The sequence below is a fragment of the Shinella sp. WSD5-1 genome (assembly GCF_963942435.1).
GTDB classification, from domain to species: Bacteria; Pseudomonadota; Alphaproteobacteria; order Rhizobiales; family Rhizobiaceae; genus Shinella; species Shinella yambaruensis.
This window is the reverse complement of sequence record NZ_OZ012604.1, coordinates 1-24,113: the sequence shown is the minus strand read 5'-3', so window position 1 is coordinate 24,113 and position 24,113 is coordinate 1. Positions and strand designations below refer to the sequence as shown.

General features: G+C 58.6%; 29 protein-coding genes and 1 pseudogene. 21 read left to right on the top strand and 9 right to left on the bottom strand.

From position 1 onward, the window contains the following. Positions 1–138 precede the first annotated feature (138 nt). Together AABQ55_RS35005 and AABQ55_RS35000 are read right to left on the bottom strand one after the other, a co-directional pair. On the bottom strand, positions 139–447 hold the full coding sequence (locus AABQ55_RS35005) for a hypothetical protein (RefSeq protein WP_272809355.1): 309 nt from the start codon (positions 445–447) through the stop codon (positions 139–141). Next, positions 447–1,130: a ParA family protein gene (locus tag AABQ55_RS35000; protein ID WP_272809356.1), complete on the bottom strand. Its 684-nt coding sequence runs from the start codon at positions 1,128–1,130 to the stop codon at positions 447–449. The genes AABQ55_RS35005 and AABQ55_RS35000 overlap by 1 nt, the downstream gene beginning before the upstream one ends. Before the next feature lie 866 nt (positions 1,131–1,996). Here AABQ55_RS35000 and AABQ55_RS34995 point away from each other — a divergent pair. From AABQ55_RS34995 to AABQ55_RS34965, 7 genes and pseudogenes are all read left to right on the top strand, one after another. Further along, complete coding sequence (locus tag AABQ55_RS34995; protein WP_272809357.1) at positions 1,997–2,290, top strand: hypothetical protein; 294 nt, start codon at positions 1,997–1,999, stop codon at positions 2,288–2,290. Further along, positions 2,290–2,685: a hypothetical protein gene (locus AABQ55_RS34990; protein ID WP_272809358.1), complete on the top strand. Its 396-nt coding sequence runs from the start codon at positions 2,290–2,292 to the stop codon at positions 2,683–2,685. The genes AABQ55_RS34995 and AABQ55_RS34990 overlap by 1 nt, the downstream gene beginning before the upstream one ends. Before the next feature lie 52 nt (positions 2,686–2,737). Next, the gene (locus tag AABQ55_RS34985) at positions 2,738–3,100 is read left to right on the top strand and encodes an RHS repeat-associated core domain-containing protein (protein ID WP_272809359.1); all 363 of its coding nucleotides are present in this window, start codon (positions 2,738–2,740) and stop codon (positions 3,098–3,100) included. Positions 3,101–3,275: 175 nt separating this feature from the next. Further along, positions 3,276–3,740 (top strand): annotated as a pseudogene (locus AABQ55_RS34980) (IS66 family transposase); the annotation flags it as partial. Beyond that, on the top strand, positions 3,737–4,300 hold the full coding sequence (locus AABQ55_RS34975) for a UPF0149 family protein (RefSeq protein ID WP_272809360.1): 564 nt from the start codon (positions 3,737–3,739) through the stop codon (positions 4,298–4,300). The pseudogene AABQ55_RS34980 and the gene AABQ55_RS34975, both read left to right, overlap by 4 nt. Positions 4,301–4,425: 125 nt before the next feature. Next, positions 4,426–5,457, top strand: a complete 1,032-nt coding sequence (locus tag AABQ55_RS34970; RefSeq protein ID WP_272809361.1) for an IS110 family transposase — start codon at positions 4,426–4,428, stop codon at positions 5,455–5,457. Positions 5,458–5,780: 323 nt separating this feature from the next. Then, positions 5,781–7,175, top strand: a complete 1,395-nt coding sequence (locus AABQ55_RS34965; protein WP_445190525.1) for an IS701 family transposase — start codon at positions 5,781–5,783, stop codon at positions 7,173–7,175. Positions 7,176–7,389: 214 nt separating this feature from the next. Here AABQ55_RS34965 and AABQ55_RS34960 read toward each other — a convergent pair whose 3' ends face one another. Continuing rightward, the gene (locus tag AABQ55_RS34960; RefSeq protein WP_272809361.1) at positions 7,390–8,421 is read right to left on the bottom strand and encodes an IS110 family transposase; all 1,032 of its coding nucleotides are present in this window, start codon (positions 8,419–8,421) and stop codon (positions 7,390–7,392) included. Between the two features lie 722 nt (positions 8,422–9,143). On the opposite strand from AABQ55_RS34960, the gene mobC reads away from it, so the two are divergent. Continuing rightward, positions 9,144–9,512, top strand: coding sequence for a plasmid mobilization relaxosome protein MobC (gene mobC / locus AABQ55_RS34955; RefSeq protein WP_272809362.1), 369 nt, complete (start codon positions 9,144–9,146; stop codon positions 9,510–9,512). Continuing rightward, positions 9,502–11,703: a relaxase/mobilization nuclease domain-containing protein gene (locus tag AABQ55_RS34950; RefSeq protein ID WP_272809363.1), complete on the top strand. Its 2,202-nt coding sequence runs from the start codon at positions 9,502–9,504 to the stop codon at positions 11,701–11,703. The genes mobC and AABQ55_RS34950 overlap by 11 nt, the downstream gene beginning before the upstream one ends. Before the next feature lie 26 nt (positions 11,704–11,729). Here AABQ55_RS34950 and AABQ55_RS34945 read toward each other — a convergent pair whose 3' ends face one another. Continuing rightward, on the bottom strand, positions 11,730–12,638 hold the full coding sequence (locus AABQ55_RS34945; RefSeq protein WP_272809448.1) for a nucleotidyltransferase and HEPN domain-containing protein: 909 nt from the start codon (positions 12,636–12,638) through the stop codon (positions 11,730–11,732). Between the two features lie 609 nt (positions 12,639–13,247). Between AABQ55_RS34945 and AABQ55_RS34940 the strand changes: the two genes are divergently transcribed. From AABQ55_RS34940 to AABQ55_RS34925, 4 genes are all read left to right on the top strand, one after another. Next, a complete protein-coding gene (locus AABQ55_RS34940; protein ID WP_272809364.1) occupies positions 13,248–13,520 on the top strand; it encodes an antitoxin in 273 nt (90 codons plus the stop codon). After that, complete coding sequence (locus tag AABQ55_RS34935) at positions 13,517–13,927, top strand: type II toxin-antitoxin system VapC family toxin (protein WP_272809365.1); 411 nt, start codon at positions 13,517–13,519, stop codon at positions 13,925–13,927. Before AABQ55_RS34940 ends, AABQ55_RS34935 begins: the two co-directional genes overlap by 4 nt. 134 nt (positions 13,928–14,061) lie before the next feature. Continuing rightward, complete coding sequence (locus tag AABQ55_RS34930; protein ID WP_272809366.1) at positions 14,062–14,319, top strand: type II toxin-antitoxin system VapB family antitoxin; 258 nt, start codon at positions 14,062–14,064, stop codon at positions 14,317–14,319. After that, complete coding sequence (locus AABQ55_RS34925) at positions 14,319–14,708, top strand: type II toxin-antitoxin system VapC family toxin (RefSeq protein WP_272809367.1); 390 nt, start codon at positions 14,319–14,321, stop codon at positions 14,706–14,708. Before AABQ55_RS34930 ends, AABQ55_RS34925 begins: the two co-directional genes overlap by 1 nt. 710 nt (positions 14,709–15,418) lie before the next feature. Here the strand turns inward: AABQ55_RS34925 and AABQ55_RS34920 are convergent. Beyond that, positions 15,419–16,879 (bottom strand): M10 family metallopeptidase C-terminal domain-containing protein, encoded by a 1,461-nt coding sequence (locus tag AABQ55_RS34920; RefSeq protein ID WP_272809368.1) that lies wholly within the window; start codon positions 16,877–16,879, stop codon positions 15,419–15,421. A gap of 36 nt (positions 16,880–16,915) precedes the next feature. Next, the gene (locus AABQ55_RS34915) at positions 16,916–17,380 is read right to left on the bottom strand and encodes a DUF995 domain-containing protein (protein WP_272809369.1); all 465 of its coding nucleotides are present in this window, start codon (positions 17,378–17,380) and stop codon (positions 16,916–16,918) included. A gap of 152 nt (positions 17,381–17,532) precedes the next feature. Here AABQ55_RS34915 and AABQ55_RS34910 point away from each other — a divergent pair, with 152 nt between their 5' ends. Further along, on the top strand, positions 17,533–18,672 hold the full coding sequence (locus tag AABQ55_RS34910; protein ID WP_272809370.1) for a helix-turn-helix transcriptional regulator: 1,140 nt from the start codon (positions 17,533–17,535) through the stop codon (positions 18,670–18,672). A gap of 92 nt (positions 18,673–18,764) precedes the next feature. On the opposite strand, the gene AABQ55_RS34905 is transcribed toward AABQ55_RS34910, so the two are convergent. Both AABQ55_RS34905 and AABQ55_RS34900 read right to left on the bottom strand, forming a co-directional pair. Beyond that, positions 18,765–19,238: a GIY-YIG nuclease family protein gene (locus AABQ55_RS34905; protein WP_272809371.1), complete on the bottom strand. Its 474-nt coding sequence runs from the start codon at positions 19,236–19,238 to the stop codon at positions 18,765–18,767. Positions 19,239–19,263: 25 nt separating this feature from the next. After that, positions 19,264–20,052 (bottom strand): thermonuclease family protein, encoded by a 789-nt coding sequence (locus tag AABQ55_RS34900; protein WP_297318950.1) that lies wholly within the window; start codon positions 20,050–20,052, stop codon positions 19,264–19,266. Positions 20,053–20,390: 338 nt separating this feature from the next. Here AABQ55_RS34900 and AABQ55_RS34895 point away from each other — a divergent pair, with 338 nt between their 5' ends. From AABQ55_RS34895 to AABQ55_RS34865, 7 genes are all read left to right on the top strand, one after another. Continuing rightward, complete coding sequence (locus AABQ55_RS34895; RefSeq protein ID WP_272809373.1) at positions 20,391–20,714, top strand: hypothetical protein; 324 nt, start codon at positions 20,391–20,393, stop codon at positions 20,712–20,714. A 141-nt stretch (positions 20,715–20,855) separates the two neighbouring features. Beyond that, the gene (locus AABQ55_RS34890; RefSeq protein WP_272809374.1) at positions 20,856–21,110 is read left to right on the top strand and encodes a type II toxin-antitoxin system VapB family antitoxin; all 255 of its coding nucleotides are present in this window, start codon (positions 20,856–20,858) and stop codon (positions 21,108–21,110) included. After that, positions 21,110–21,496: a type II toxin-antitoxin system VapC family toxin gene (locus tag AABQ55_RS34885; protein WP_272809375.1), complete on the top strand. Its 387-nt coding sequence runs from the start codon at positions 21,110–21,112 to the stop codon at positions 21,494–21,496. Before AABQ55_RS34890 ends, AABQ55_RS34885 begins: the two co-directional genes overlap by 1 nt. A 263-nt stretch (positions 21,497–21,759) precedes the next feature. Continuing rightward, on the top strand, positions 21,760–22,008 hold the full coding sequence (locus tag AABQ55_RS34880) for a FitA-like ribbon-helix-helix domain-containing protein (protein ID WP_272809376.1): 249 nt from the start codon (positions 21,760–21,762) through the stop codon (positions 22,006–22,008). Then, positions 22,005–22,436 carry a type II toxin-antitoxin system VapC family toxin gene (locus AABQ55_RS34875; protein WP_272809377.1) on the top strand — a complete coding sequence of 144 codons (432 nt, stop codon included), beginning with the start codon at positions 22,005–22,007 and terminating at the stop codon, positions 22,434–22,436. The genes AABQ55_RS34880 and AABQ55_RS34875 overlap by 4 nt, the downstream gene beginning before the upstream one ends. Positions 22,437–22,650: 214 nt before the next feature. After that, a complete protein-coding gene (locus tag AABQ55_RS34870; protein ID WP_272809378.1) occupies positions 22,651–22,833 on the top strand; it encodes a hypothetical protein in 183 nt (60 codons plus the stop codon). 60 nt (positions 22,834–22,893) lie between these two features. Continuing rightward, positions 22,894–23,250, top strand: a complete 357-nt coding sequence (locus AABQ55_RS34865; RefSeq protein WP_272809379.1) for a DUF982 domain-containing protein — start codon at positions 22,894–22,896, stop codon at positions 23,248–23,250. 101 nt (positions 23,251–23,351) lie between these two features. Here AABQ55_RS34865 and AABQ55_RS34860 read toward each other — a convergent pair whose 3' ends face one another. Beyond that, the gene (locus tag AABQ55_RS34860; RefSeq protein WP_272809380.1) at positions 23,352–24,044 is read right to left on the bottom strand and encodes an FkbM family methyltransferase; all 693 of its coding nucleotides are present in this window, start codon (positions 24,042–24,044) and stop codon (positions 23,352–23,354) included. Positions 24,045–24,113 lie beyond the last annotated feature (69 nt).

Below are 24,113 nucleotides of genomic sequence, written 5' to 3'. Positions count from 1 at the left end.
AGATTCCGAGCCGGTTCCAGCATGGACAGCGCATAAATCCGAGCTATCTGACGCTCGCTCAACTGAAACAAATCACCTGTCATGACCTCTTCCTAGAGGAGTGAACCAGATTAGATACTTCAATTGATAGGTCCTGAGCTAGATGCCGGATTTGCGCATCAGCTCATCGAGCGCCTCGCCGTAGGACATGCCGGTTTCATTGCAGTATCGCTTGAACCGGTTGATCACGTCGATAGGCGCACGCACGAAGGCTTGGTCCAGGGGTTCGCTCGTCTTGCGGATGCGCTTGACCCGCTGGACCGGTTCGCGGCTTTGAAATCCGACGCGTGCGGCGGCTCGATCGGACGCTGCCTGCTCGTCCTGCGCCGGTGCCTTTTCGGGAGGGCGCGGGGCAAAGCCGGTGAGGTCGAGCTTTTTCGTCTTGCCGAAACCGAGGTCGCTAGTCATTACGCAGCCCTTTCCTCCGAGCCACGGCGAAGGAGTTCGAGCACCTCCCCCGTCAGTTGGACAGCGTTGTCAATTGCGGCCTCGAGGCCGTTGACCTGCTGCGGATCGAGTTCGAATAGGCTCAGCCGTTCCATGAACATCGCGTTATAGGCTTCGCGGCGATAGAGATGCGTGCTTAGGACTGGCAGATCGTTGCTCCGCATCTGCTCGGCGATCTCCCGCTCGATGCGCCGGGTGAAGGGCGGCGGGCTCGTCCGGTTGAAGGCGAGCGTGAAGCTCAGCTTGCGCCCAATATCCTCCTCGCTTTCCCGCACTAGGCCGACGGCCCGCGCAGCCTGCTTGGCGTCGAGCGCGCTCCCCCCCAGCGGAATGAGCGTGAGGTCGGCGCGGATGATGGCGCGCGAGGCAAGGCGGCTGGCAGTGCCTTCCAAGTCGACGAAGACGAACTGCGCTTCCGCGGCCGCGGTGTTGATGAGGTCGCGGATATTGCCCTCCGTGGCCTCGCTCAGGACCTTGATCGAAAGCGCGCTTTTGCCCGTTCGCCAGTCCGTGATCGGCTTGTTGGGGTCGGCGTCGATGATCGTGACCGATCCGCCCTGCTGCGCCAGGGTTGAGGCTATGGCGAGAATGGTTGTCGATTTTCCCGCCCCGCCTTTGGGATTGGCTGCGCATATTACCGGCAAGATCGGCCTCCTTTGCTGCCAGTCATGATTGATAGCAAGAAATCATGAAAGCTTTCTAAATGCAATCAGATAGCATGATTTCGTAATATCAATCTGATTGCGCGTAATAAAGCTATCTTTAATGATATCATGAAAGCTATCAATGTGTCCTTGAAGCTGCTCCATATCTCGGCACGGAAGATTTGACTTATTCCGGTTCGGTGACGACGGACCAAAGATGGTAAGCGCAAGGAGCCCGATCTTGCGGGGCTTCCAGGGCGCACCGCTCATCATTCGCACTCGTTGATCGGGTATGAGCTTCGCGTAGCAAAACCGCAAGTGGCATTGACTCGGGGACTGAGTACCAAAGGGAACAGAAAACCCACATAGGGTTTCGCAGTCGGCTTTTGCTATCCGGTAATGCCGCCCGCGATGTCGCAGCCGAACTCGGCGTCTCTTTAGCGACACTCTATACCTATGTCGATGCGAAGGGAGACTTCGCGAGCGGGCTATTGAACTGCTCGCCCATTGCTCGATAAAGCCCGATGTCGCAGCGTCAGGCCTGACGCCTCCCAAGAGCGGATGAGCGCCGTCGTCGCGTTGGCTGCCACGGACACAGTCTGGTTCAACATCGCAGGCGTGCCACCCGCGCGGTGGAGCTAGCGACGACGGCGGTGATCGCCGCCTTAACCTGCGGCAATGGATGGCTCCTGTTGATCGACATCGGAAAGTCGTTTCTGCGCGAGGAGCCGCGTAACCAGGGCGGCCTACGCCGCGCGGGAGGGAAAGGAATTGATCGAGAAGGGGGGCGACTACCGCGCCGGTTAGAAGTCCCGGCAAGCAGCATGAGGCGAATGCTCCGGTCCATCGTACCGAGGCGCTCCTCGATGCTGCCGGTTTTCTCATCGATTGTGCTGGCAATGCGCTCGGCGGCCTCGCCGGTGACGCGTTCGATCTCGCCGGTGCGGTTGCTGAAGCAGCGCCTGCCGAGGGCCCTTGTTTTTGACCCCATCACGAGTGAAGGTAAGAGATTTGAGTTCTTCTCACCAGCGCGAAATACGGGTTACGGAAAACGCTATGTTCAAGAAGTTGATGGGACCGGCAGCGTTGTTCGCGAATTCAAGGAGACGATAGGCCCGGATGGGGTTACCGATACCAAATGGAATCATGGAGGCCCATAGTGGAAAATTTGAAAGTAGCAATCACTGCAGTGATAGAAGGTGACATAAGTTCCCTCTCAGTAGTTCTGGCCGCTAGTCATCCCGAAATACAGGAGGCAGCTGCGAAACTTCCTCAACTAACAATTTCACGTTCCGCCTTGATAAAAGTGTTGAAGGAGTGGCGCAGCGGTTATTGCGCCGCTGCTGATGTTCAGCAATGGGCGTCCTTTGTGCGCCGCGGCTACGTTGCCCGAGCAACCAGTGGAGCGCTTCATCCGATTGATATTGAGTACGATGCAATCGACGAAGAATTGATCGTAGAAATCATAGGAAGGCTTGATGAAATCGGAGATTTAGTTGATGGAGATATTGACAACAATGAGCGGGAAGAGATGTTAAAGGTTCTGGGGGTGTAGTCCGGCTCGGCGTTGGTGCACGGGTCTGAAGGACGGCGGATTTCGGCATTTGATGACATTGCTGACGCCACCTTTGCGTTGCGGCGAACGGATTTTGAGCGCGCGTAGGCAAGCCTCCGTGCATCAGGTGACGTATGCAACGGGTAATCTCGTCGAGGCAACCGGGTATGCGGCCTATGGCGAGCGCGGTAACGGCGCGATGCAGACACAGAAGGGATACATCGGCGAACGCTTCGATGCGGAGACGGGACTGATGTATCTCAATGCCCGCTACTACGACCCGACCTATGGGCGGTTCATCTCGCCGGACGATTGGGATCCGACGATCGAGGGCGTAGGGACAAACCGATACGCCTACTCAGGCAATGATCCCATCAACAAAAGTGATCCAACAAGCGTTCGGACCAGGGCTTAGCCGTGTAGGTGGCGGCGCGCTTCCCGCTAAGGAAGGGTGGTCAGTCGGCGGGATTTTTTATTGGCCTTCTAGGCGGGTTGGGCTTGAACTCGATTCAAAGCTCGGACGAGGATGAGTCTCGTGGAAGCGGCGTTGGTGGAAATGCCTCTAGCCGATGAGGCTGATTCAATTGGTCGCGGCGGCTACCCGGCTCAGGGTACGGCGGCGCGAAGCAGCGCCCGTCATGAGCGAACTGAAGGCCCAACTCACCGAACTGAGCGACGAGGTGTCGTCGAAATCGGCGCTTTGCAAGGCCGTCACCTACACGCTCAACCACTGGAACGGACTGGCAGCCTTCCTGGCGGATGGCCGGATCGAAGTGGACTCCAATGTGGTCGAGCGTTCGATGAAATCGGTGGCTCTGACGGGGAAGAACTCGTTGTTCGTGGACAGCGAACGCGGTGGCAAGACCTTCGCGGTCCTCGCATCGCTCGTCAACACGGCAAAGCTCAATAGTGTAGACCCCGAAGCCTGGCTTGCCGACGTGCTCGAGCGCATCATCTCCGGCAAGGTGACCGCGAACCGGATGGATACGCTCTTTCCATGGACTTGGAAGGCCGACCGCGAGAGCATTGCAGATCAGGAGCGACGGGCGGCATGACACAGAACAGCCAAGGGGCTACGGCACGACCGAAGCTCGATGACGAGGCGTTCGAGGCGTTTATCAGGGCACGCCGTCCAGTCTCGCCGATCTGGTCGATGAGCGGCCTCGACGGCTACCTCACGGCTCTCATCATCGGCCCGAGGTTTATCGACCCACGTCAGTGGATCCCGGAGCTGACTGGCCCGGATGCCCTGAACCTGCCGATGGAAACGACCGAGCATCGGGCCGTGCAGACCATCGTTGCGGAATACAACCGGATATCGGCGAGCCTAGCCGAAACGCCGAAAGACCATCGGCCCAAGTTCACCAGGATCGATGATCAAACCTTTGCTTCCTTCGATTGGGACCTCTGCTTTCTGTTGGGAACAAGATACGCACCCAAGCTTTGGCAGCCCGTCCTTCGAGGTCATGCCGTCACTGGCGATATCATCGCGCCAATCCGCAAGCTCGGCGAGGCAAAACGGAAAGCGACCCGTCAGGATGACGTTGCCGTCGCCGAAGCGCTCGTCAATATCCGAGCCTATTTTATGCCGAAGCGGGCAAAGCAAAAGTTCTGACCGACACCAGATGCCGTAATGGGCCGGCGTCTCACGATTAGCCAGTTTGGTGGCTGTCCCTCAGAATGATGATGTTTGGAACGAGGTCCGAGCGATCGGCCTCAAGCATCATGCGAGGAACAGCCATGGAGTATTATGCAGGAATCGACGTCTCGCTGAAAGAGAGCAGCGTGTGTGTGGTCGACGCGACGGGCAAGCTGGTTCGGGAGGTCAAGGTAGGCAGCGAGCCAGAATGCCTGGTCGGGTATTTTGATCAACTGGGCTTTCCCGTAGAGCGCATCGGCCTTGAAGCGGGGCCTTTGTCCCAATGGCTGTATGCGGCTCTCGTTGCTGCGGGGCATGATGTGGTTTTGCTGGAAACGCGGCATGTGAAGGCGGCGCTTTCGGCGATGACGGTGAAGACTGACCGCAAGGATGCACGAGGGATCGCGCAACTGCTCCGCATGGGATGGTATCGCCCGGTTCACGCCAAATCGTCGCCGGCCCAGGACACTCGGGCTCTATTGGTCGGCCGCAAGCTTCTGCAATCCAAGCTGCTCGACGTCGAGCTCAGTATTCGGGGCATCCTGCGTGGCTATGGGTTAAAGGTCGGCGAGGTCAGCCGCGGGCGTTTCGAGGCGCGCATCCGCGAACTGATTGCAGGGCATTCGACATTGTCGACAGTGATTGACGCGATGCTGACGGCGCGAGTAGCGCTGTGGAGCGAATTTACGAAGCTGCACCGCGAGATGCTCAGGATCGCCCGCGCCGACAAAGTTTGCAAAAGGCTGATGAGTGCACCAGGCGTCGGTGCCCTGGTTGCGCTGACCTACCGCTCCGCGGTTGATGATCCTGCCCGGTTCGAAAAGTCCAGGACGGTGGGTGCCTACTTCGGTCTGACGCCGAAGAAATATCAATCCGGCGAAACCGATCGCGATGGCGGCGTCAGTAAGGTCGGCGACGCAATGGTGCGAACGGCATTGTTTGAGTCCGCCCACATAATGCTGACGCGGGCGACGCGCTTTTCCAGTCTAAAGCGTTGGGCGCTCGATGTGGCCAGACGTCGCGGGATGAAGCGCGCGAAGGTCGCCCTTGCACGCAAACTCGGTGTCGTTCTTCACCGCATGTGGGTGGATGCAACGGACTTTCGCTGGAGCGCAAGCCCTGTCGCGGCATGAGGAGAGATATGTGATTGATGCAGGCAAGCACAAGGTCTGCATCTGATAAAGTCCCGTCGCTGGGACGCAGGCTTGGCAAGGTCGTGTGTAGTGCTGTGACCGCTTCGGCGAAGCACGCTCCCTAGATTGACCTGTCGGCTTGTTGATCTGATGGCATATTGTGGCAGTCTTCGTGCTGACCACGGACAGAAGCATGACCCCAGCGACGAGATAATCATTCAGAGGGACTTGACGGACAAAGGCCCATTACAGAAGCACTACTTTGGCAGAATTTTAGGACGGCTGGCGTTTTTGGGATTCCCACGGCGCGGATTGCGTGATTCATGGGTGGTCGGCTTTCTGGAGGGCCGGCCATGGACGAGTACTGGAAGTCCGATCTTGAGGGCTGGCTTGCGCCCTTTCTCGCTGCTCTGAGGCACAAGGTGCGGGCGCGGATGTGCCCGGCCTATGTGGCGGGGCTGATCGGCGCCGGTGATCGCAAGAGCATCCAGCCGATGGCGGCCCGTGACGGTGGTGTCGGCTATGACCAGCTTCACCACTTCATCGCCAGCGGTGTTTGGGACGCCGCGCCGCTCGAGAAGGCCTTGCTCGCTGAGGCCGACAGGATGGTCGGCGGCGCCGAGGCTTGGCTGATCGTCGACGACACGGCCCTTCCGAAGAAGGGCGAACGCTCGGTCGGCGTCGCGCCGCAATACGCCTCGGCCCTGGGCAAGAACGCCAACTGCCAGACCCTGGTGTCGCTGACGCTGGCTTCCGGCGAAGTGCCGGTCATGGTGGGGTTGCGGCTGTTCCTGCCCGAGAGCTGGACGAGCGATCCCGCGCGACTGACCCGGGCCGGCGTGCCGGACGATCACGGAGGCTATCGGACCAAGCCCGAGATCGCGCTCGCCGAGATCGATCGGGCGCGCACGGCCGGCCTGCGCTTTGGCTGCGTGCTGGCTGATGCTGGTTATGGCCTCTCCGCGCCCTTCCGGCAGGGTCTGAGCGAGCGTGGCCTTACCTGGGCCGTGGGCGTTGGGGGGCGCCAGAAGGTCTGTGGCCCTCATCTTTCCCGTCGCCGGGCGCGGGCGCCCGCGCAAGAACCATGTGCCCGACGCAAAATCGGTATCGGCGGAGAAGACGCTGGCGACCGCGCCCTGGCGCACGCTGAGTTGGCGACGTGGCACCAAGGGGCCGCTGAAGGCCCGCTTCGCCGCCGTGCGGATCAAGGTGGCCGACGGGCCGCCCCAGAGGATCGGCGACATGGGGCAGCAGCATCTGCCGGGAGAAGAGGCCTGGCTGATCGGCGAACATCGCTTGAATGGAGAGCGCAAATATTACCTCTCGAACCTGCCCGCCGACACCTCGCTCAAGCGCCTGGCCGGCGCGATCAAGGCGCGCTGGATCTGCGAGCAGGCGCATCAGCAGTTGAAGGAGGAACTCGGGCTCGACCACTTCGAGGGACGATCATGGACGGGGCTGCATCGGCACGCGCTCATGACCATGATTGCTTATGCCTTCCTTCAATCTCGGCGCCTCAAGCAGGCGAAGCGGGAAAAAAAGAAGCCAGGGCCCGCCACCCCAGCCCACCCTTCCGGCCATCCGCGCGGCTATCATCGCCGCCCTCGAACGGCCACCATCAACACGATGTCCGCACTGCCGCCGACCACTCTCTTCTAAAATTCTGCCAAAGTAGTGCTTCTGTAATGGGCCTTTGTCCGTCAAGTCCCTCTGAATGATTATCTCGTCGCTGGGGTCATGCTTCTGTCCGTGGTCAGCACGAAGACTGCCACAATATGCCATCAGATCAACAAGCCGACAGGTCAATCTAGGGAGCGTGCTTCGCCGAAGCGGTCACAGCACTACACACGACCTTGCCAAGCCTGCGTCCCAGCGACGGGACTTTATCAGATGCAGACCTTGTGCTTGCCTGCATCAATCACATATCTCTCCTCATGCCGCGACAGGGCTTGCGCTCCAGCGAAAGTCCGTTGCATCCACCCACATGCGGTGAAGAACGACACCGAGTTTGCGTGCAAGGGCGACCTTCGCGCGCTTCATCCCGCGACGTCTGGCCACATCGAGCGCCCAACGCTTTAGACTGGAAAAGCGCGTCGCCCGCGTCAGCATTATGTGGGCGGACTCAAACAATGCCGTTCGCACCATTGCGTCGCCGACCTTACTGACGCCGCCATCGCGATCGGTTTCGCCGGATTGATATTTCTTCGGCGTCAGACCGAAGTAGGCACCCACCGTCCTGGACTTTTCGAACCGGGCAGGATCATCAACCGCGGAGCGGTAGGTCAGCGCAACCAGGGCACCGACGCCTGGTGCACTCATCAGCCTTTTGCAAACTTTGTCGGCGCGGGCGATCCTGAGCATCTCGCGGTGCAGCTTCGTAAATTCGCTCCACAGCGCTACTCGCGCCGTCAGCATCGCGTCAATCACTGTCGACAATGTCGAATGCCCTGCAATCAGTTCGCGGATGCGCGCCTCGAAACGCCCGCGGCTGACCTCGCCGACCTTTAACCCATAGCCACGCAGGATGCCCCGAATACTGAGCTCGACGTCGAGCAGCTTGGATTGCAGAAGCTTGCGGCCGACCAATAGAGCCCGAGTGTCCTGGGCCGGCGACGATTTGGCGTGAACCGGGCGATACCATCCCATGCGGAGCAGTTGCGCGATCCCTCGTGCATCCTTGCGGTCAGTCTTCACCGTCATCGCCGAAAGCGCCGCCTTCACATGCCGCGTTTCCAGCAAAACCACATCATGCCCCGCAGCAACGAGAGCCGCATACAGCCATTGGGACAAAGGCCCCGCTTCAAGGCCGATGCGCTCTACGGGAAAGCCCAGTTGATCAAAATACCCGACCAGGCATTCTGGCTCGCTGCCTACCTTGACCTCCCGAACCAGCTTGCCCGTCGCGTCGACCACACACACGCTGCTCTCTTTCAGCGAGACGTCGATTCCTGCATAATACTCCATGGCTGTTCCTCGCATGATGCTTGAGGCCGATCGCTCGGACCTCGTTCCAAACATCATCATTCTGAGGGACAGCCACCAAACTGGCTAATCGTGAGACGCCGGCCCATTACGGCATCTAGCTCGGCTGTCGGCATCGATCAGGAAGATGTCGTTACCGGCATGGGTGGCCGTGCCGGAGAGAGCGCGGACGAGGGTGGTCTAGCCGGTCCCGCCCTTGGCGATGGCAACGATCATGATGGCTCCTTCATTTTGGAAATAAACTATAGTTGTTTCAGCGCCCCTCTTTACGCAATGCGTTCGTTGCCTATTGTTCGTTCCCCGTTGATGATTGTCGATTGATGATTGACCGCCGACAACGGGCAATGACCAACGGGCAATTGCCAATTGGCCGTTGTTAATGAACAACCACAGCGCGGTTAACTGCCAGTGGTTAATGGGTAATCGGAATTATCAGTGATATCGCTGGCAATGATCGCGCGAACAACGGGCAACTGTTAACGGGACCGGGTGGCGTTGGAGGCGAGTGGTCGTAGCGGGAGCCTGGGCGAGGGAGTTTGTGTGGTGATGATGAACTTGGAATAAATTATAGTTCTGTTTTAGGTGGCAGGATAGTCAAGTTTGTGGTACAAACTCGACGTCGCCCCGCCTCCGGCAGGCCTCCAGCTCGCGCCGGGGGGCGCTCTGGGGTCGCCTCCGGCAACCTGGCAAGCGGAAGGAAAACGATGCGCAGCAAGGTGGTAAGGGTTCGTCTGAGGCCCGAGGAGCGGCAAGCTCTGGCGGACCTTTGCGTCGAAGATCGCACCGCAAGCGATGTCATCCGGTCTCTGTTCCGTGATCAGGTCGGCTTGCCGCTCCCGGTCGGGCCGGCCGAAGCTCTGGCCTTGCGCGGCACCAATGAGGAGCTTCGGCGCATCGGCATCAATCTCAACCAGGCGGTTCACGCGATGAACGAAGGCCGCGTCGGCTACGAACCGCATCTCGATGCGGCCCTGCGTCGGCTCCTCGACGGAATGTTTTGCCTGCGAGCCAACGTCGACCTGATGCTGCGGATCAGCCGCAGGGAGCGGAAGGGAACTGGGCATGGCCTATGACTGGACCGGACTGCTCGTCGAGATCGAGGCCTTTTCCGCCTACCGCGCCTCCTCGCTGATAGAAAGGGACAAGGAACTGCGCCGGCCGCGGGCCACTGGTGTCGCTCCGTCGGCCAGGAAGCCGGGGCTACGCTTCGCTCCAACAGGAATTGCAAAAAAAACGGCGCACTCTGGTCTGTTTGGTTTGGTTGCCTCAAGCGAGCCGACGATCGCATCCATCCTGCAGGCGCTGGTGCCAGCGCAGGAGGACGTCATTGCGCTGGTCGGTTCCCTGGGTGCTGGCCGCTGCGATCGCGAGGAGGAAGAAGAACGTCGGGCGTCTTCCGGCGGAGGAGGGGGCGGCGGTTCTTCCCCGCGCGCGTCGGGCGTCGCTCGGCCGATTGGCCCGCGACAGGCGACAATGGATCGCGCCGCGACAGAAACGGCAAGCCGTGCGGCAATTGCAGCCGGTGCGCAGCCGGTGGTTATCAAGGTAACGTCGACCGTGTCCAGCCGGGCGTCGGCCGCCGGCCTGATGACCTATCTCGGCACGCGCGAAATCGAGAAGGAAAACGGTGAGAAAGGCAAGGTCGACATCCCGATCTATGATCAGGACGGCGTTACCCTTTCCAGCGGGGAGGACCGGGTCGCGCGGCTCGCCGAATGGACTGCCGATTTCCGCGAGGCTTATGCAATCAATGCGGTCGCGACCTTTTCCATCGGCCTTTCCGACGTGGTCGATGATGCGGCCCTTCATGACGCCCTGAACGCTGTCTTCCGCTCGGGACCCTTCCTCTATTCCCGGCATCCGGATGGGCAGGTCTCGGTCTTTGCTGTGACCGATCTGCCGGCGAAGCGCATCGCCGGCGCGCTGAAGGCGCGAGAGAATGGCGAGGGGCCAGCGCGCGCAGTCGAAAATGCGGAGGCCGAGTTTGAGCGCCGGTTGACCGATGCCGGCGTCTCGGCCGAGGTCCGCATTCTCGGCACTGCCGCGTCGGAGAAGTCCGGCCGCTACTTCCTCGAAAAGTTCCTGCGTGCTGAGAAGTCCGTCACCAACAGGGAAGGTGATCCGGTCAAGCGCGGTTCCAGCGTCAAGGAGATGGCCGACGGCATCTGGCGGGCCTGGTCCTCGCATATTCGCACCGTCGAGCCGCGCAATGCTTTCCATGTCGTCTTCTCCGCGCGCGCCGGGACCGATCCTGAAGCGATGACGCGTGCCGTTCGGGATTTCCTAGGCGAGCAGGTCGCCGGTCATCGCTGGATCACGGCGCATCATCCGGAAACCGATCATGTCCATGTCCATGCGATGATCTCGGCGCGCGACGATGTCGGCAAGGCGCTGCGGTTCACCAAACCGGAGCTGTACGAATGGCGCGAGCGCTTTGCGGCAAAGGCGCGCGAGCAGGGCATCGCTATGGTTGCCACCCGCCGCGCCGACGTCGCGGCCACCCGGCCTTATAGCCAGGCGCAGGCCGGCGCCTATGAGCGCGGCCGACAAGACCCTTGCTATCTCAAGACGCCTCACGTCACCGGGCGCGTCGAGCGCAAGAGGGCCGGTGTCGTCGACCGTGCCTCGCTGACCAACGGCAATCTGGCCTTTGGTCCGAAATGGCAGGCGACCGCGAGCGCCCTGAAGCGGGCCGGCGCGGAGCCATCGGTGATTGCGGCAGCCGACCGGTTTGCAGCCGCTGCAACCACCGGCAAGAACGAGCAGGCGGCGGAACTGGGACAGTTGGTCGCGACGATCCATCGGGAGAAAGAAAAGAAGATAGCCCTTTCACTTGAACAGTTCGACGAGCTCGTCTCGAGGGCGAACAACTCCATCGATCACCTGGAGACGATGGTCGACAGCAGCGCAGAGCGCCAGGCTGTCGAGAAGATGCGCAAGGAGATCTCCGTCCTCTTTGCCGAACAACGCCGGGACATCCAGATGCAGCAGATGCGATCGGTCAACGACACAGCGGGGAGAGGGGAAGCGCCGCCGGCTGCTCGTGCTGACGAAACTCTCGCCCAGGACGGACCAGTACCGCAAACAGTTGATCCTGCGATTGCCATCCAGCAGCAGGCGATTGCCGCCGGCCGGGCTGCGCGTGCGGCGCGGGAAAATGCCGATACGTCGAAGGCTGCCCAGGCCGAGCAGCGCCGGCAAGTCCTTCGGCAGGCGGAGCAGGAGCGCCAGCGCGGCATTGACCGCGACGGGGCGGAGCGATAGGCGAGCGGGGATCATCATGCGCGCGGCTAGGCCGTCCTGCGTTCAAGCGTTTCCAGATGCTTGAGGCAAGCCTCCTTAACCAGATCCAGCAGGAGGGCTGTCCGTTCCACGAGCCATTTGAGCGCTTCGGTGCTGATCTCAAAATGCTTGGAATAGCGGGCCTTCACATAGGCTTCGTTGAGCGTGTTGAACCAGGCGCGCTCGCGATGTTGGTCGCGCGGAAAGGCTTGGGCCAACTGTCGATCCTGCTCCTCGGCCAGGGAGCGGAGGAACTTGATGTTGTGAGACGGTGGTGCGTAGTTAGTCAGTGTGAGGAGGACGCAGGAATAGGCCTGTTCGAGCGCTTGATGCATCTGAAATGCAGCTTCCTTGAGCCGGCCTTTACTAGTCGCATACCTTGAAGTATCGAGAAATCCGGCCGCGCCAATGAACCGGTCCTCGAAATGTTCACGAGCGACCCGCAACCGCTCTTCGGGTGATAGCGGCTTCGGCTCGGCCAGCGGCTCGTCATCAAGCTCGTAAAGGACGACACCTTCTTTGCGGATGTCGCAGAAGAAGTACTGCCCTTCTTTCAAGTACTTATTCACCTCGCGCCTGGAGTGGACGATGAAGCTGACTGGTGTTTTGATCGTCGCTTCGCGGACCAGGCGGTCTGCCGCCTTATGCCAATATTCGGCAAAGTCGCAGAGCTTGCTGTTGTTGACGATGATCAGGAGATCGAAATCTGAACGATAACCCTTCATGGTGAAGGGCTCATCCACCCAGCCGCCCTTGGCGTAGGAGCCGAACAGGATGACCTTGAGAATGCGCCCGCGCTTCTTGAAGTCCGCCGTTCCCTCCTTCAGCGCGTCCTCGAATTCCTCATGCAGGATCTCGAGGACGCGTGCCAACTCTCGTTGTTTTTGGGGTGGCATGTGATCGAGTGAGGTCTTCATCGGAAAGGCGTAATCCAAGATCGTTTCTAAAAGGGCTAAAATACAGTCAGTGGTGCTTCGAGATTCTACAAGAGGTCACCGCAACAGCAATCATCGTTTTACCGGAAAGCTGAGTCCGTATTGCCAATCGAGATCTGCTCTGGAGATCCGATGATCGTAGGCCTGGCAGGCTGCGGTCACTTACCGTCCGCGTGCGTCGGCAGGCCGGCGTTCGTCGGAAGAGGGGAAGCTGGCGCTGCGGTGATGGCGGTGAAGAAGCAATCAGCCGCCAGTGCCCGGAACGCGCGCGCCTTTTACGTGGTATACCTCAACTCTTTTTAATGTGCGTCCTTATTCCGGAACCGGTTCTCACTTCTGATAGATACGCTTGGCGCGCGTTGTTGGTTGGGTGGCCGTTCGCTTCAAGGCGGACCTGCGTCTCCGCCGTGCTCCATCGCAACAGCTTGAAGGCGTCGTCGGATAGGCACGCCGAAGCAACGTCCGCCAGTCGGTGACGAGTTTCATGAATATTAGGTCCGGAAAAGAGGAGGGCGGAAAGGCCGACGGCTGCGCTTGTCTTCGGTTACGCATAGGCATATACAAGAAGCATATACAAAGGAGGCAGACGCCATGCGCGCACTATCGTCCGCACCGAAGCCGAAAGAGGCAAAGCTGTTCCGCAACAATCGCAGCCAGGCGGTGCGCATCCCCGTCGAATTCGAGATGCCGGGGGACCGCGTCCTGATCCACCGCGAGGGTAACAGGCTCATCATTGAGCCCGTCAGCCGGCCGGCGATGCTCGCCGAACTGCTGGCGCAGTGGAGAAAGGAAAGCGGCCTGGGTCCAGACGATCAGTTTCCGGATGTCGAAGACATACCTGCCAGACCGGAGGATATCCTTTGAGCGCCTACATGCTCGACACGAACATCATCAGCGATCTCGTCCGCAACCCGGACGGTGCGCCCGCGCGCAGGATCGAGCGCGCGGGGCAACGGAATATCTGCACCAGCGTCATCGTCGCCGCGGAACTTCGCTATGGTTGCGCAAAGAAGGGGTCCTCGAAGCTCCTCGTCCGGGTCAAGAGCTTGCTTGAGACGATCCCCATCCTACCGCTGGACGTTCCCTCCGACGCCAAATATGGCGGCATCCGTGCCGAGCTGGAGGCGGCAGGCCTGATCATCGGGCAAAATGACCTGCTCGTCGCCGCTCACGCTTATGCCCTTGGCCTGACGCTCGTCACGGACAACACTCGCGAGTTCAGCCGCATCCGCGGGCTGAAGGTGGAAAACTGGCTGGAAGGGGCGGATTAGGAAAGATAATCGGTCGAAACCGCACCGCAGGCTGCATTCAGAAAACGACCGATAAGCTTGCCTTATCACGCGTTTTGACAGCACCTATATCCCATGGTAGAAATCGCCAAAATGGTAGAACTTTGGAGTCTCCCATGTCCCTCAATATCAAAAATCCGGCCACTGTGGCGCTTGTCGACGAACTCGCCCGGCGCCAGGGCATTAGTAAGACCGCAGCCGTCCATCAGGCGCTCAGCGAACGCCTGCACCGTATGGGCTACAGTGCGACAGCGCAGGAGCGATTGCTCGGCGAACTGCGTGCTATTCGCGAACGCGTGGCACGCTTACCCGAGCTCGACAGCCGCTGCGATGAAGACATCATCGGCTATGACGAGAATGGTATCCCGAACTGATGGTGATCGACACCTCTGCCATCGTCGCAATCCTGCGTAATGAACCCGAAGCTGTGAGGCTTGAAAAGGTACTTGTCGCCGACCCGATCCGCTTGGTGCCGGCGACCTGCGTGCTCGAGGCACGCATGGTTCTGGTAAGCCGACGCGGCGAACATGCTTTAGCCGAGGTCGATCTGTGGCTCTCCAAAATCGGGGCGGACCTCATTCCTGTCGATGCCGAGCTAATTGATGTGGCAACCCAAGCCTGGCTTGCTTATGGCAAGGGCCGCCACCCAGCATCACTGAATTTTGCGGATTGTCTTTCGTATGCTCTAGCGAAACGCGCAGGCGAGCCTTTGCTGTTCATCGGCAACGACTTTGTGCAAACCGATATTGAGGCGGCCCGATAATGGCTGGTGAGATTATTCATGAAGAGAACTTGCCCGAAGTCCCTCTCTCCCTGTCTGTTGAGATGTGGCATAGCGCCGGTGCGGAAGGGGGCCCATCTCTCCAAGGACACCGATCCCGTTTGAGAGCAAGGGTCTCCTCCGCCTGGTCATCAACCTGACCAGTTGCTTGGGCCCACCATGAGCCGCACGACATGGACGGAAGCTCTACTATGCCACAGAATCATCGTTGGCCTGCGATCTTTCCCGAGCCTTAATCGACATCTGTATCAACGTCGGACGAACAACGTGGAGGATCGAGAACACCAAGTCCAGCTTTACGGAATGGATCGAGCCGCTCGACACCTTCGCTCTCGTCCAAAGGTCCGGAATTTGTTATCGTTCGTGATGCAATAGAAAATGACGCAATGTCGCTCGTTTTCACCGGTGGACAGCCTCCTTCCGGCGTCCGAGGGCTTCAGGCCCTTGCGGCTTCCCGGAAAAAATCCTCTGCGCCTCGTGATGTTCAGGGTTCGTTCGAGCTTAGCGCAGAATTTTGAACAGACCTTGTTCCGCCCCCTATCTTCGCCGTCGAGACGAGCCGTTATCTGTCGGCGGACATACATGCCAAAATGAAAAGGACGGGGAACTGTCCCCCGCCCGAGTTGGTTGGCCGCTTGATTGCGCCATATTGCTGCCGGAGACAACACGTCGGCCGTCGCCGCGACAACTCGTTAAAGGATGAAATCCCCCTCCACAAGTGTGAACTTTCCATCCAGCTTGACGACGAAGTCAGCCTTTTTGTCGCCGTCAATGTCGCCGGAGATAAAGGTTTCCTTGCCTTTCACCTGATAATTCAATTCCGCGCCATTTCCCGAGAACTTTGCCTTCCCTATGAAATCGAAATCGGCAACTTTTGACACATCGATGCGGTCGCCGTCTTTGCGATTGAAATCTTCGATGACGTCGGTCTTCGATGTAGTCGAGTGCTTGCTGGAAAGGAAGACGAACACATCGGCGCCGTCGCCACCGCGTATCCAGTTCTCTCCCGATCCCGCCACCAGCCGGTCGTCACCGCCACGACCATCGACATAGCCGTCGGCCTTACCCATCGTAAAGTCGTCGGCGAAGTCCGAACCTTGGAGGTTCTCGATACTTTTGGCCGTCTCGACGTTCCCGAAACCGTCATTGAGGATGTTGTTGGTTGATTTGCGCAAGTCAACGGTCGCACCCTTCTGGCCAAGATCCTCCCACCAATGGAAATTGATCGTATCGGAACCCTTGCCGCCGTCGAAGGTGTCCTTGCCGCTAAGCCCCCGGAACTGATTGTCTTTCGCATCGCCCTTGAATTTGTCATTGAAGAAGGTACCGAAAACGGCTTCGATATTCTTGACCGTATCGATGTTGCCGAAACCGTCTTTGATCTTGCCCTTTTGCAAGTCGACAACGATTCCCTTCTTGCCGTCAAACCGCTGGTCGCGATCATAACGGAGTTCGTCGAAACCCGCCCCGCCATCGATCGTGTCCTTGCCGGCCAACCCCATGAAGCTTTCATCCTTGGCGCTGCCGATGATTGTGTCGGCGAAACGAGAGCCACGATAATCCTCGAAGTTCTTGATCGTATCCGTATCGCCTCGCCCGTCCTTGACGGTACCCTTGGCGACGTCTAGCACGATACCTTTCTTGGCATCGATGTCGTCCCATTCGTAACTCAGGGTATCCCAACCCTTGCCGCCGTCCATGAAATCCTTGCCAGGCGAACCGCTGAAGAAATCGTCTCCGCCGTTGCCGAACATGCGGTCATCGCCGGCATTGTCACCGATGATGATATCTTCATGGTTGCCGAGCCCCTTGATGACATCGTCTCCTGCCGTCAGGTCCGACAGGAAGCCATAAAAATCCTTGTCCCCCAGGATTTTGGCGAAGAGCTCCTTCGCTTCGAAATCCCCCTTGGTGAAGGTCAGGTACTTGCTGCCGGAGCCTGCGATGAAGTCGGCCCCCGTCACCGTGCCCTTGGTCGCAAGGCTATCCTTGAAGGCCATTCCGGTGCCTGTCAGTACGATCTGGTCGCCGTCGCCGTCACGGAAAACAGCTTTGGTCGCCGTCTTCGAAACCAGCTTGAGCGTCTTCATGTCGTAAAAATCCTCCAGGTATCCCCAATCCTTGAGGGCTTTACCGAATGTGATGTTGGCCATGTGCGTCCTCCTGCCGATAAATTGGTTTGATCGTCGCTATTGACCGGCCTTGAGGGCGGCGACGGCCGTCGTCACGACGTCGCCTTTGCGCAGCAGCTTTATCTCTCCGTCCCAATAGCCGGTCTTCTTGTCCTTCTGGCCGCTCCAGAGCGCGAGATGGCGCTTGCCGTGCCGGAACCATGTCCAGCAGTCTGTGTGGTTGCCCGTCTTCCCGCTCCTGATTTCATTCCAGGTGACATTCATACAGGCCTGATTGTCAGTGATAGTCCAACGTCCTTCGGCCCAAACGGTCTTGTCCTTCTTGAAGAGAAAGACACTGCCATCCGGAGCAAAATAGGCCCGCGTCTCAGACCAGTTCGATGACTTGCCCGAATAAATCGCTTTCACCTCGGTGGGCTTTAAGGCGACCGCTTCTTTGGGAAGGCTCTCTGCCCTTGCGGAAAGGGTAAAGCTCAGTGCCAAAAGAACACTGGTAACCACAAGAGGTGCCGCTCCAATCATTAATCTGTTCCTCCGCCTGTTGAAGACAGCATCGAACAAACCGTGGTCGCGCCGCGACCCCCAAATGGGGGTTGCAGAGTATTTTTTGTTCACCTTAAATGTGAGTAAACTACCGATGATGCGCTGGATTGCCTGCCGTTGGAGAGGGGAAATTGCGAGGCGCTTTTGATGAGCAAAAAATACTCGGGATTGCGACAGAGGTCGCGGAAGCGCTCGAACTTGCGGCGGTCGGGGCGGAACCGTGGGAACTCGCACTCCGTCTTCTTAATGCCGAGTTTCCAAACGCTTACTTTGCGTTAGTCAATCAGGATTTTCTGCAGAATAAAATAAACAATGCTTTATCGTACAATATTGATCCTAACCTTATTGCAAGCTACGGCGAATATTATGCCTTTATAAATCCCTACCAAAAGCATTGGATGGCGACCAAGAGTGGAGGTATTCTTTCATCGGAAGCGATTTATCCTGTAAGAAACATAAACAGGACAGAATTTTATAACGATTGGCTTTTTCGAGCTGAGCGTTGCACCGCAGGCATAGGGCTGAAGATTGACGCTACGCCAACGGATACGGTCTATCTGCCCATGCATACGCCGGAAGATAATATAGAGCGATACGCTGCAGCCTGCACCGAGATTCTCACCCGGCTTCGCAGTCCGCTTGAGCGCGCAATCCGAATATCCAGCTACTTGCAAAAGTCTGGTGATGCTGCCGCTGCCCGCGCTGCTCTCGTGGACCATGATCAAGGACCTGCTATCGTTGTTGATCGGTCCATGCGCGTCATTGAGACAAATGCTGCGGCTATAGATTTCCTGCGCAAGGATACATTTGTCGTGATACGCAGCGGGCAACTATTCTTTCGCGAAAAAGCGCTTGCCGAGCGGACCGCAGAACAGGTCAAAAAGCTTGCTTCGTCTCCACTGTCGCAAGCGGCTCGCTTCGGATGGAATGACGATACCGGCAAGTGGCTGCTATCGCTGACTCGACTACCCACTGATCCCGTCCAGCGGCTTCTGGCTCCACAAACGCAGATCTTGCTACGATTGACCGATTTAAGACCCCGCCCATTTCTCGACGACTTGACGGAGTTCACTCGACTTTTCCATCTGACACCAGCCGAAACGCGACTCGCAGCCGCCCTCGGCAACGGGCTCCCGTTGCCAGACGCGGCAATCAGCGTCGGCATTACCTTCGAGACGGCAAGACATCGGCTGAAACGGATCTTTCAGAAAACGGGAACAAGCAAGCAATCGGAACTTTGCGTAATGCTTACCCATTTCCATTATGGGTGAGTTATGCTCTCACCTCGCCACGTCGATCGCAAGGCTCTCCTGAGACGGGACGTGGCACGAGCGGTCGAAGAACTCTGGTCCGTCGTTAATTCCTATGCGCCGCTTACGACACGGGCGGTTCGTCGGCTGCCCCGGATGTTCCATGGCGGGTTGATTTTCCGGATAAGGCCGTCCTCGATACCGGCGATGGCGTCGACCGGAAGCCCGTTCCAGAACATTGCCGGTGGCGCAGGCAAAAGATAGACGTCCACGGCATCCCCCCGCGCAAGGCTGGCGAGTATTTCGCTTCGAATCCGCATGGCGGTTTTCATTTTCTTGCTGATTTCGTAGTGGCGGAGACGCCTGTGCAGCCCACGTTGCGCAGAACCGACGTAGGCAATCACCCCGTTCACGGCGTAGACGTAAACACCCGGCTTGCGATCCACATCGAAGCCGCGCGCAAGGGACGCCCCGTCGGGCGTTTCCCAGCGTCCGGCCGGGCGAAAGCCAGCCGCCATCAAATGCGCGATGGAAACGTTCGTTTCGCTCATCGTGTCGTCATCGGGTGAAATTGCTTGATGCAGCATGAATTCGCTTCGCTATTTCATTGATTCAATTGCACCATGGGCGCGGTGTCGGCGGGCATCGTTCGCCGGAGCAAGTGAACGGCACGGCCAGTCCTTCCGCGACGAGGATTTGTCCGGCATCGCGGCCATCCACGGTCAACCGGCCACACGAACGCCCATGGTTGCATTTGCTCGTACCTTCGGTTCCGGGCGGACATGCGCACGCCACTTGCGTAACGCCGGTCCTTGAAGCCGTGACGAGCTGCTGGAGGCGTGCCGACGCGCGAGCGCTCAACTCCGCCTCCCTCTCGCATGCGGCACGGTCGCCGCTTTCCGGGGTATTGAACCCGACCAGCCGCATCCGCGAGCCATCGGAAAGCCTCAGCGTGTCGCCATCGATGACGGAGAATGAGCGATGCGTGCCCTGCGCCTTGGTGGTCGTGCCGGTCCGGGTGGTTGCGACGGCCTCGGTGCTCCAGCTCGTCCACGGAAACCCTTGGCTGATAATGAGGAGGCCCCCGATAAATGCCATGACGGCGGCGAAGGCGGCAAAGTCGCGGAGGAAGTGGCGCACGAACCAACGGGCTTCACGCGCCATCCAGCCGGGCCGTTGGTACGTTCCGCCGGAGGCAGGCATGCGCACGACCCGCGTGGCTTGCGTTATCCGGCGAAGCGTGGAGAGTTGCTTGTCGCTCAAGCGGGTACGGCTGCCGAAACGCACCAACTTCGCCAGCATGTCCTCAAGGAACCGGCGCTGCCATGCGGTCGGTTGCCCGAACACAAGGACATGCTCAATCCTCTCGCGCAGAAATTCGTACTCCTGTTGCTCCAGCATCATCCCCATCCCTTGGCCCTGTTGGCGCGGATGGTATGCCAGCCGCCCTAACGTGCGGTTGCATCGATATGGACAATTTTAGATGGCAGGCCGGAAAGGGGGTTGGTAGCCCTACGGAGAGGAAGACATGTCCCAACGCCAGCCTCAAGGCTGCCTTCGGCCCCGCTGCGCGGCTTGCGACCTTGACCCTGCCGCCGGGGCATGTCGAGGGCTTGGGAGGGGCAAATGGAAAGATATCGGCGTTCCGCCGCTACTTCCTACGGTAATAGGCGGTCCACGCCAGCCGGATATCGGCAAAGGACCATTCGCGGCGGCGGCCATAGGCTGGACTGGGGCGGGTGAAGCAGTCGGCAAGGCCGGATTCCCGCTGGAACTTCAATGAAACGCCCTGGCACCAACAGCTCTTCCTGACGGACGAGCAGACGACTGAAGCCCAAGGGACACGCATTATCGGTCATTCCAGTCTTTATAGAGAAGTGACGCAAATCATTGACGAAAGCAGCGAATTTCGTGCTCCGGAGGTCGCTGCTCCGCCGCTCAGCACGCCGCCGGCGTGCGTGGCGATCTTCTCGAGGCAGAGCGCGGCCAGCTTTTTGCCGGTCATGCGCTGCGCGCCGGCCTTCCTCTTCGGCCGAGACCACGAAGAATCGCACAATTCCTAGCTTTCAAGCCGTCTCAGATAAACAGAGATCCATGAGATGCGGCTGGTTGAGGAGCGCGAGAATCCAAGGTCCCGAGGTCTGGAATTTCGACATCTTTCACGTTAGGTAGATTATATATGAAAAGGAACCTGGATACCTATGATGGCGCTTAGTATCAAAGATCCGGAGACAGAGAAACTCGCACGCGCACTCGCTGCGCGAACCGGCGAGACCATTACCATCGCAACGCGGCGTGCGCTCGAGGAGCGCCTCAAACGGACCGGGTTGCAAGCGAAGAAAGCAGCCTTGATCGAGGACATGGAAGCAATGCAGCGCCGCTTGAGCGCCCTGCCTGTTCTTGATCACCGAAGCCCCGATGACATCATCGGCTACGACGAAAATGGGCTCCCAAGCTGATGGTGATCGATACCTCTGCACTCGTGGCAATCTTCTTTAATGAACCGGATGCTGCGTCCTATCGGAGTCGCATCGCAGACGACTCCATTCGACTGATTTCGGCTGCGACCCTCCTCGAAGCCGCGATGATGCTAGAGGGACGCTTTGGCGAGGCGGGCGGAGCCGAGCTCGATCTTTGGCTGCATAAGACCGAGATCGAGGTCGTGGCAGTAACGGCAGAGCATTCCGATCAAGCTCGCAGGGCCTGGCGCCGCTATGGTAAGGGCCGTCATCCCGCAAACTTGAACTATGGGGACTGCTTCTCCTATGCGCTGGCGATCTTGTCGGGCGAGCCACTGCTCTACAAGGGCAACGATTTCAAACAAACCGATATCGAGGCGGCATGACCCGTCACAGTGAAATCGCTGCGGAGGAGGATCTGTCGGCGCTCGCGTCTCCTCCTCCCATGCCCGCACACGCGTTATCGCTTGTTATTCTCCTTATATAGAAAATGCATTTTTGCCGTCCTGATCCCGCCAATCAGTGCAAAACAGTCTCCTCGATGATGGGCGGAGTGTTGGAAAACACTTGGCTGCGACCCGAATGTCTGTTACCAAATGCCATCAATGCAATCATTGATTACAGTGATTGCAGATAGAAAGGGCAAGCCATGGCAAGTATGACGATCAGGAATCTGGATGATAGTCTGAAGCAGCGTCTGCGCCTGCGGGCAGCCTCGCATGGTCGATCCATGGAAGATGAGGTTCGCGACATTCTCAAGATCGCCCTGTCGGCTGAGCAAGGCCGGCCAAGAAACCTTGCGCAGTCAATCCGAAACCGGATGGCGTCGCTCGATGGCGTGGACCTCGACATACCCGCGCGCGAACCCATCCGTGATGTGCCAGGATTCGAGTCGTGATCATTCTCGATACGAACGTCTTGTCCGAAATGCTCACTCCGTCGCCGTCCCCCGCAGTTGAAAGCTGGCTTGCGGTGCAGCCGCCCACTTCGATCTTCATCACCACCGTGACAAAGGCAGAATTGCTTTACGGATTGGCGATTCTACCCGAAGGGAGACGAAAGTCGGCTCTGCGCACAGCGATCAAGTCAATCTTTTCGGAGGAATTTTCGGGGCGGATTCTTCCGTTCGACGACGATGCGTCGGAGCATTACGCGAATATCGCGTCCCATCGTCGCTCGATCGGCAAACCTATTAGCCAGTTCGACGCTCAGATAGCGGCTATCGCTGCGTCTCGCGGCGCCAAGCTATCAACCCGCAATGTCAGCGACTTCGAAGAGACGGGCGTCGACATCGTCAATCCATGGGCGACGAGGCTCTCGCGCTGAAGTAATGGAAATGAACCCAGTTGGCGAAGATCATAGGCATGATGGCCTCAACGGATCGTGATTGACCTGTCATGCCGGTTCCTCGCCAGCAATCTTAGGGAGCATTTCCGGCTGCGGGTGGATGTATCCTTGGGGGATGATGGTGAGCGTCGAGCAAGGTCGTTGGATTATTAGGAATCTCTGTAGTTGGTCATTCGGTTTGGAGAAACGGACGATGGCGGACATAGAGATTGACAAGCGTCAGAACGAGGCTGCGGTCGTGCGGCTGACCCTCATGACGGCAGCCGGGCTGATGCTTCTGTCCTCGATGGGATTGCTCGTGATCTTGTGGATGAGTGCCGTTGGAGCCGCCCGAAACCAGTCCGGAGCCCCCGCCGAGAGTTCGGCCCGCCTCTAGGCTCAAGGCCCGCTCAAGCCTGGGCGATTATTCAGCGTCTGCTCATTTATGAGGGCTGCAATGGCGCAATCTTGGCAAAACACCATCACGATCGAACTGAATGGACAAGCGCACGCCTATACGCGGATACAATCGACCGAGGAGGCTGCGCATTACCTGCTCGACCACTGGCCAGGACGAAGAACACCCGCTTATTGCGCAGCGATCCGCTCCTGCACGAAAGCCCTGAAGGGCGAGATGAGTGACGCCGCCGCCTACCTTCTCTTCATTACGGCCGTACAAGAGGCGCAGGTGGCGCTGGTGATGGGGCGACGCCTCATCAATGCCGATCCCTTCGAGCAGGACATGCAGCAGGTCCTGGCCGAAAGCGTTCTGGAGGATCTACACGCGACGCCCTTTAATAACTCTCATCTTTAAAGAACTTTCGCGGGAGGAAGTCGGACTAAGGTTGCATTTTATGGGTCTGTAGCCGGTACGATGATCCGCAAGGCCGCGCCTGCTGGCGCCGATTCTAGTGATTAGCTATCAGAAGGGCACTCCGGGATTCGGGAAAACAGGACAACCGCACCGCTTGAATGGTTCTGGTCGTAATGGAAGCCGCGCGTGTGGAAGGATTGAAATATGTCTCGCATGCCAGATGGGCCCACGACGCGCTGGTGTAGCTCCAGATAGACATTTCGCACACCCTTAAGATCGCTGAGGGAAAATAGCGCTTGCTCGCCGCCTTCGATGTCGCAGACGATTACGTTCGGGCGCACTGTTCTAATAGCCTCGTCGAAACTCGCCACCGGGACTGAGCAGGTGCGAACGGTACCTGGTGTCTTGCGTAACGAAGAAGCCCAGAAATCACGGTGGATGTGGAAGTCGACCGCTCCAGCCCCTTGGCTGCCGAGAACTGCGTTGTGCAGCTCGAAACGTTGGTTGCCTAACCCATTGTCGGCGAGCGTGCGCTGAATTTTCGGGATGAGTAATGGGTTGGCCTCGAAGGATACGACCCGTCCGATCGCCGGGTTTTTGAGCATCATCGCCGTCATGAAGCCGATACCGGCGCCGATCTCGAGTACGACATCACCTGGTTGAAGAATCCTCCCGATCTTGCGGGCTTCCGGAGCCTCGTACTGGCCTGCCCGGATGGTATCCATCATCTTGGCAGACATAAACTCAGGATCGATCCGTAGCCTGATACCGAAATGCTCTACAAAATCCACCACGAACCGCATCCATTCCTATTGGCAACTCGGCACTTAGCAGGGAGTATAATGTCTTCGAACGCAAGCAGC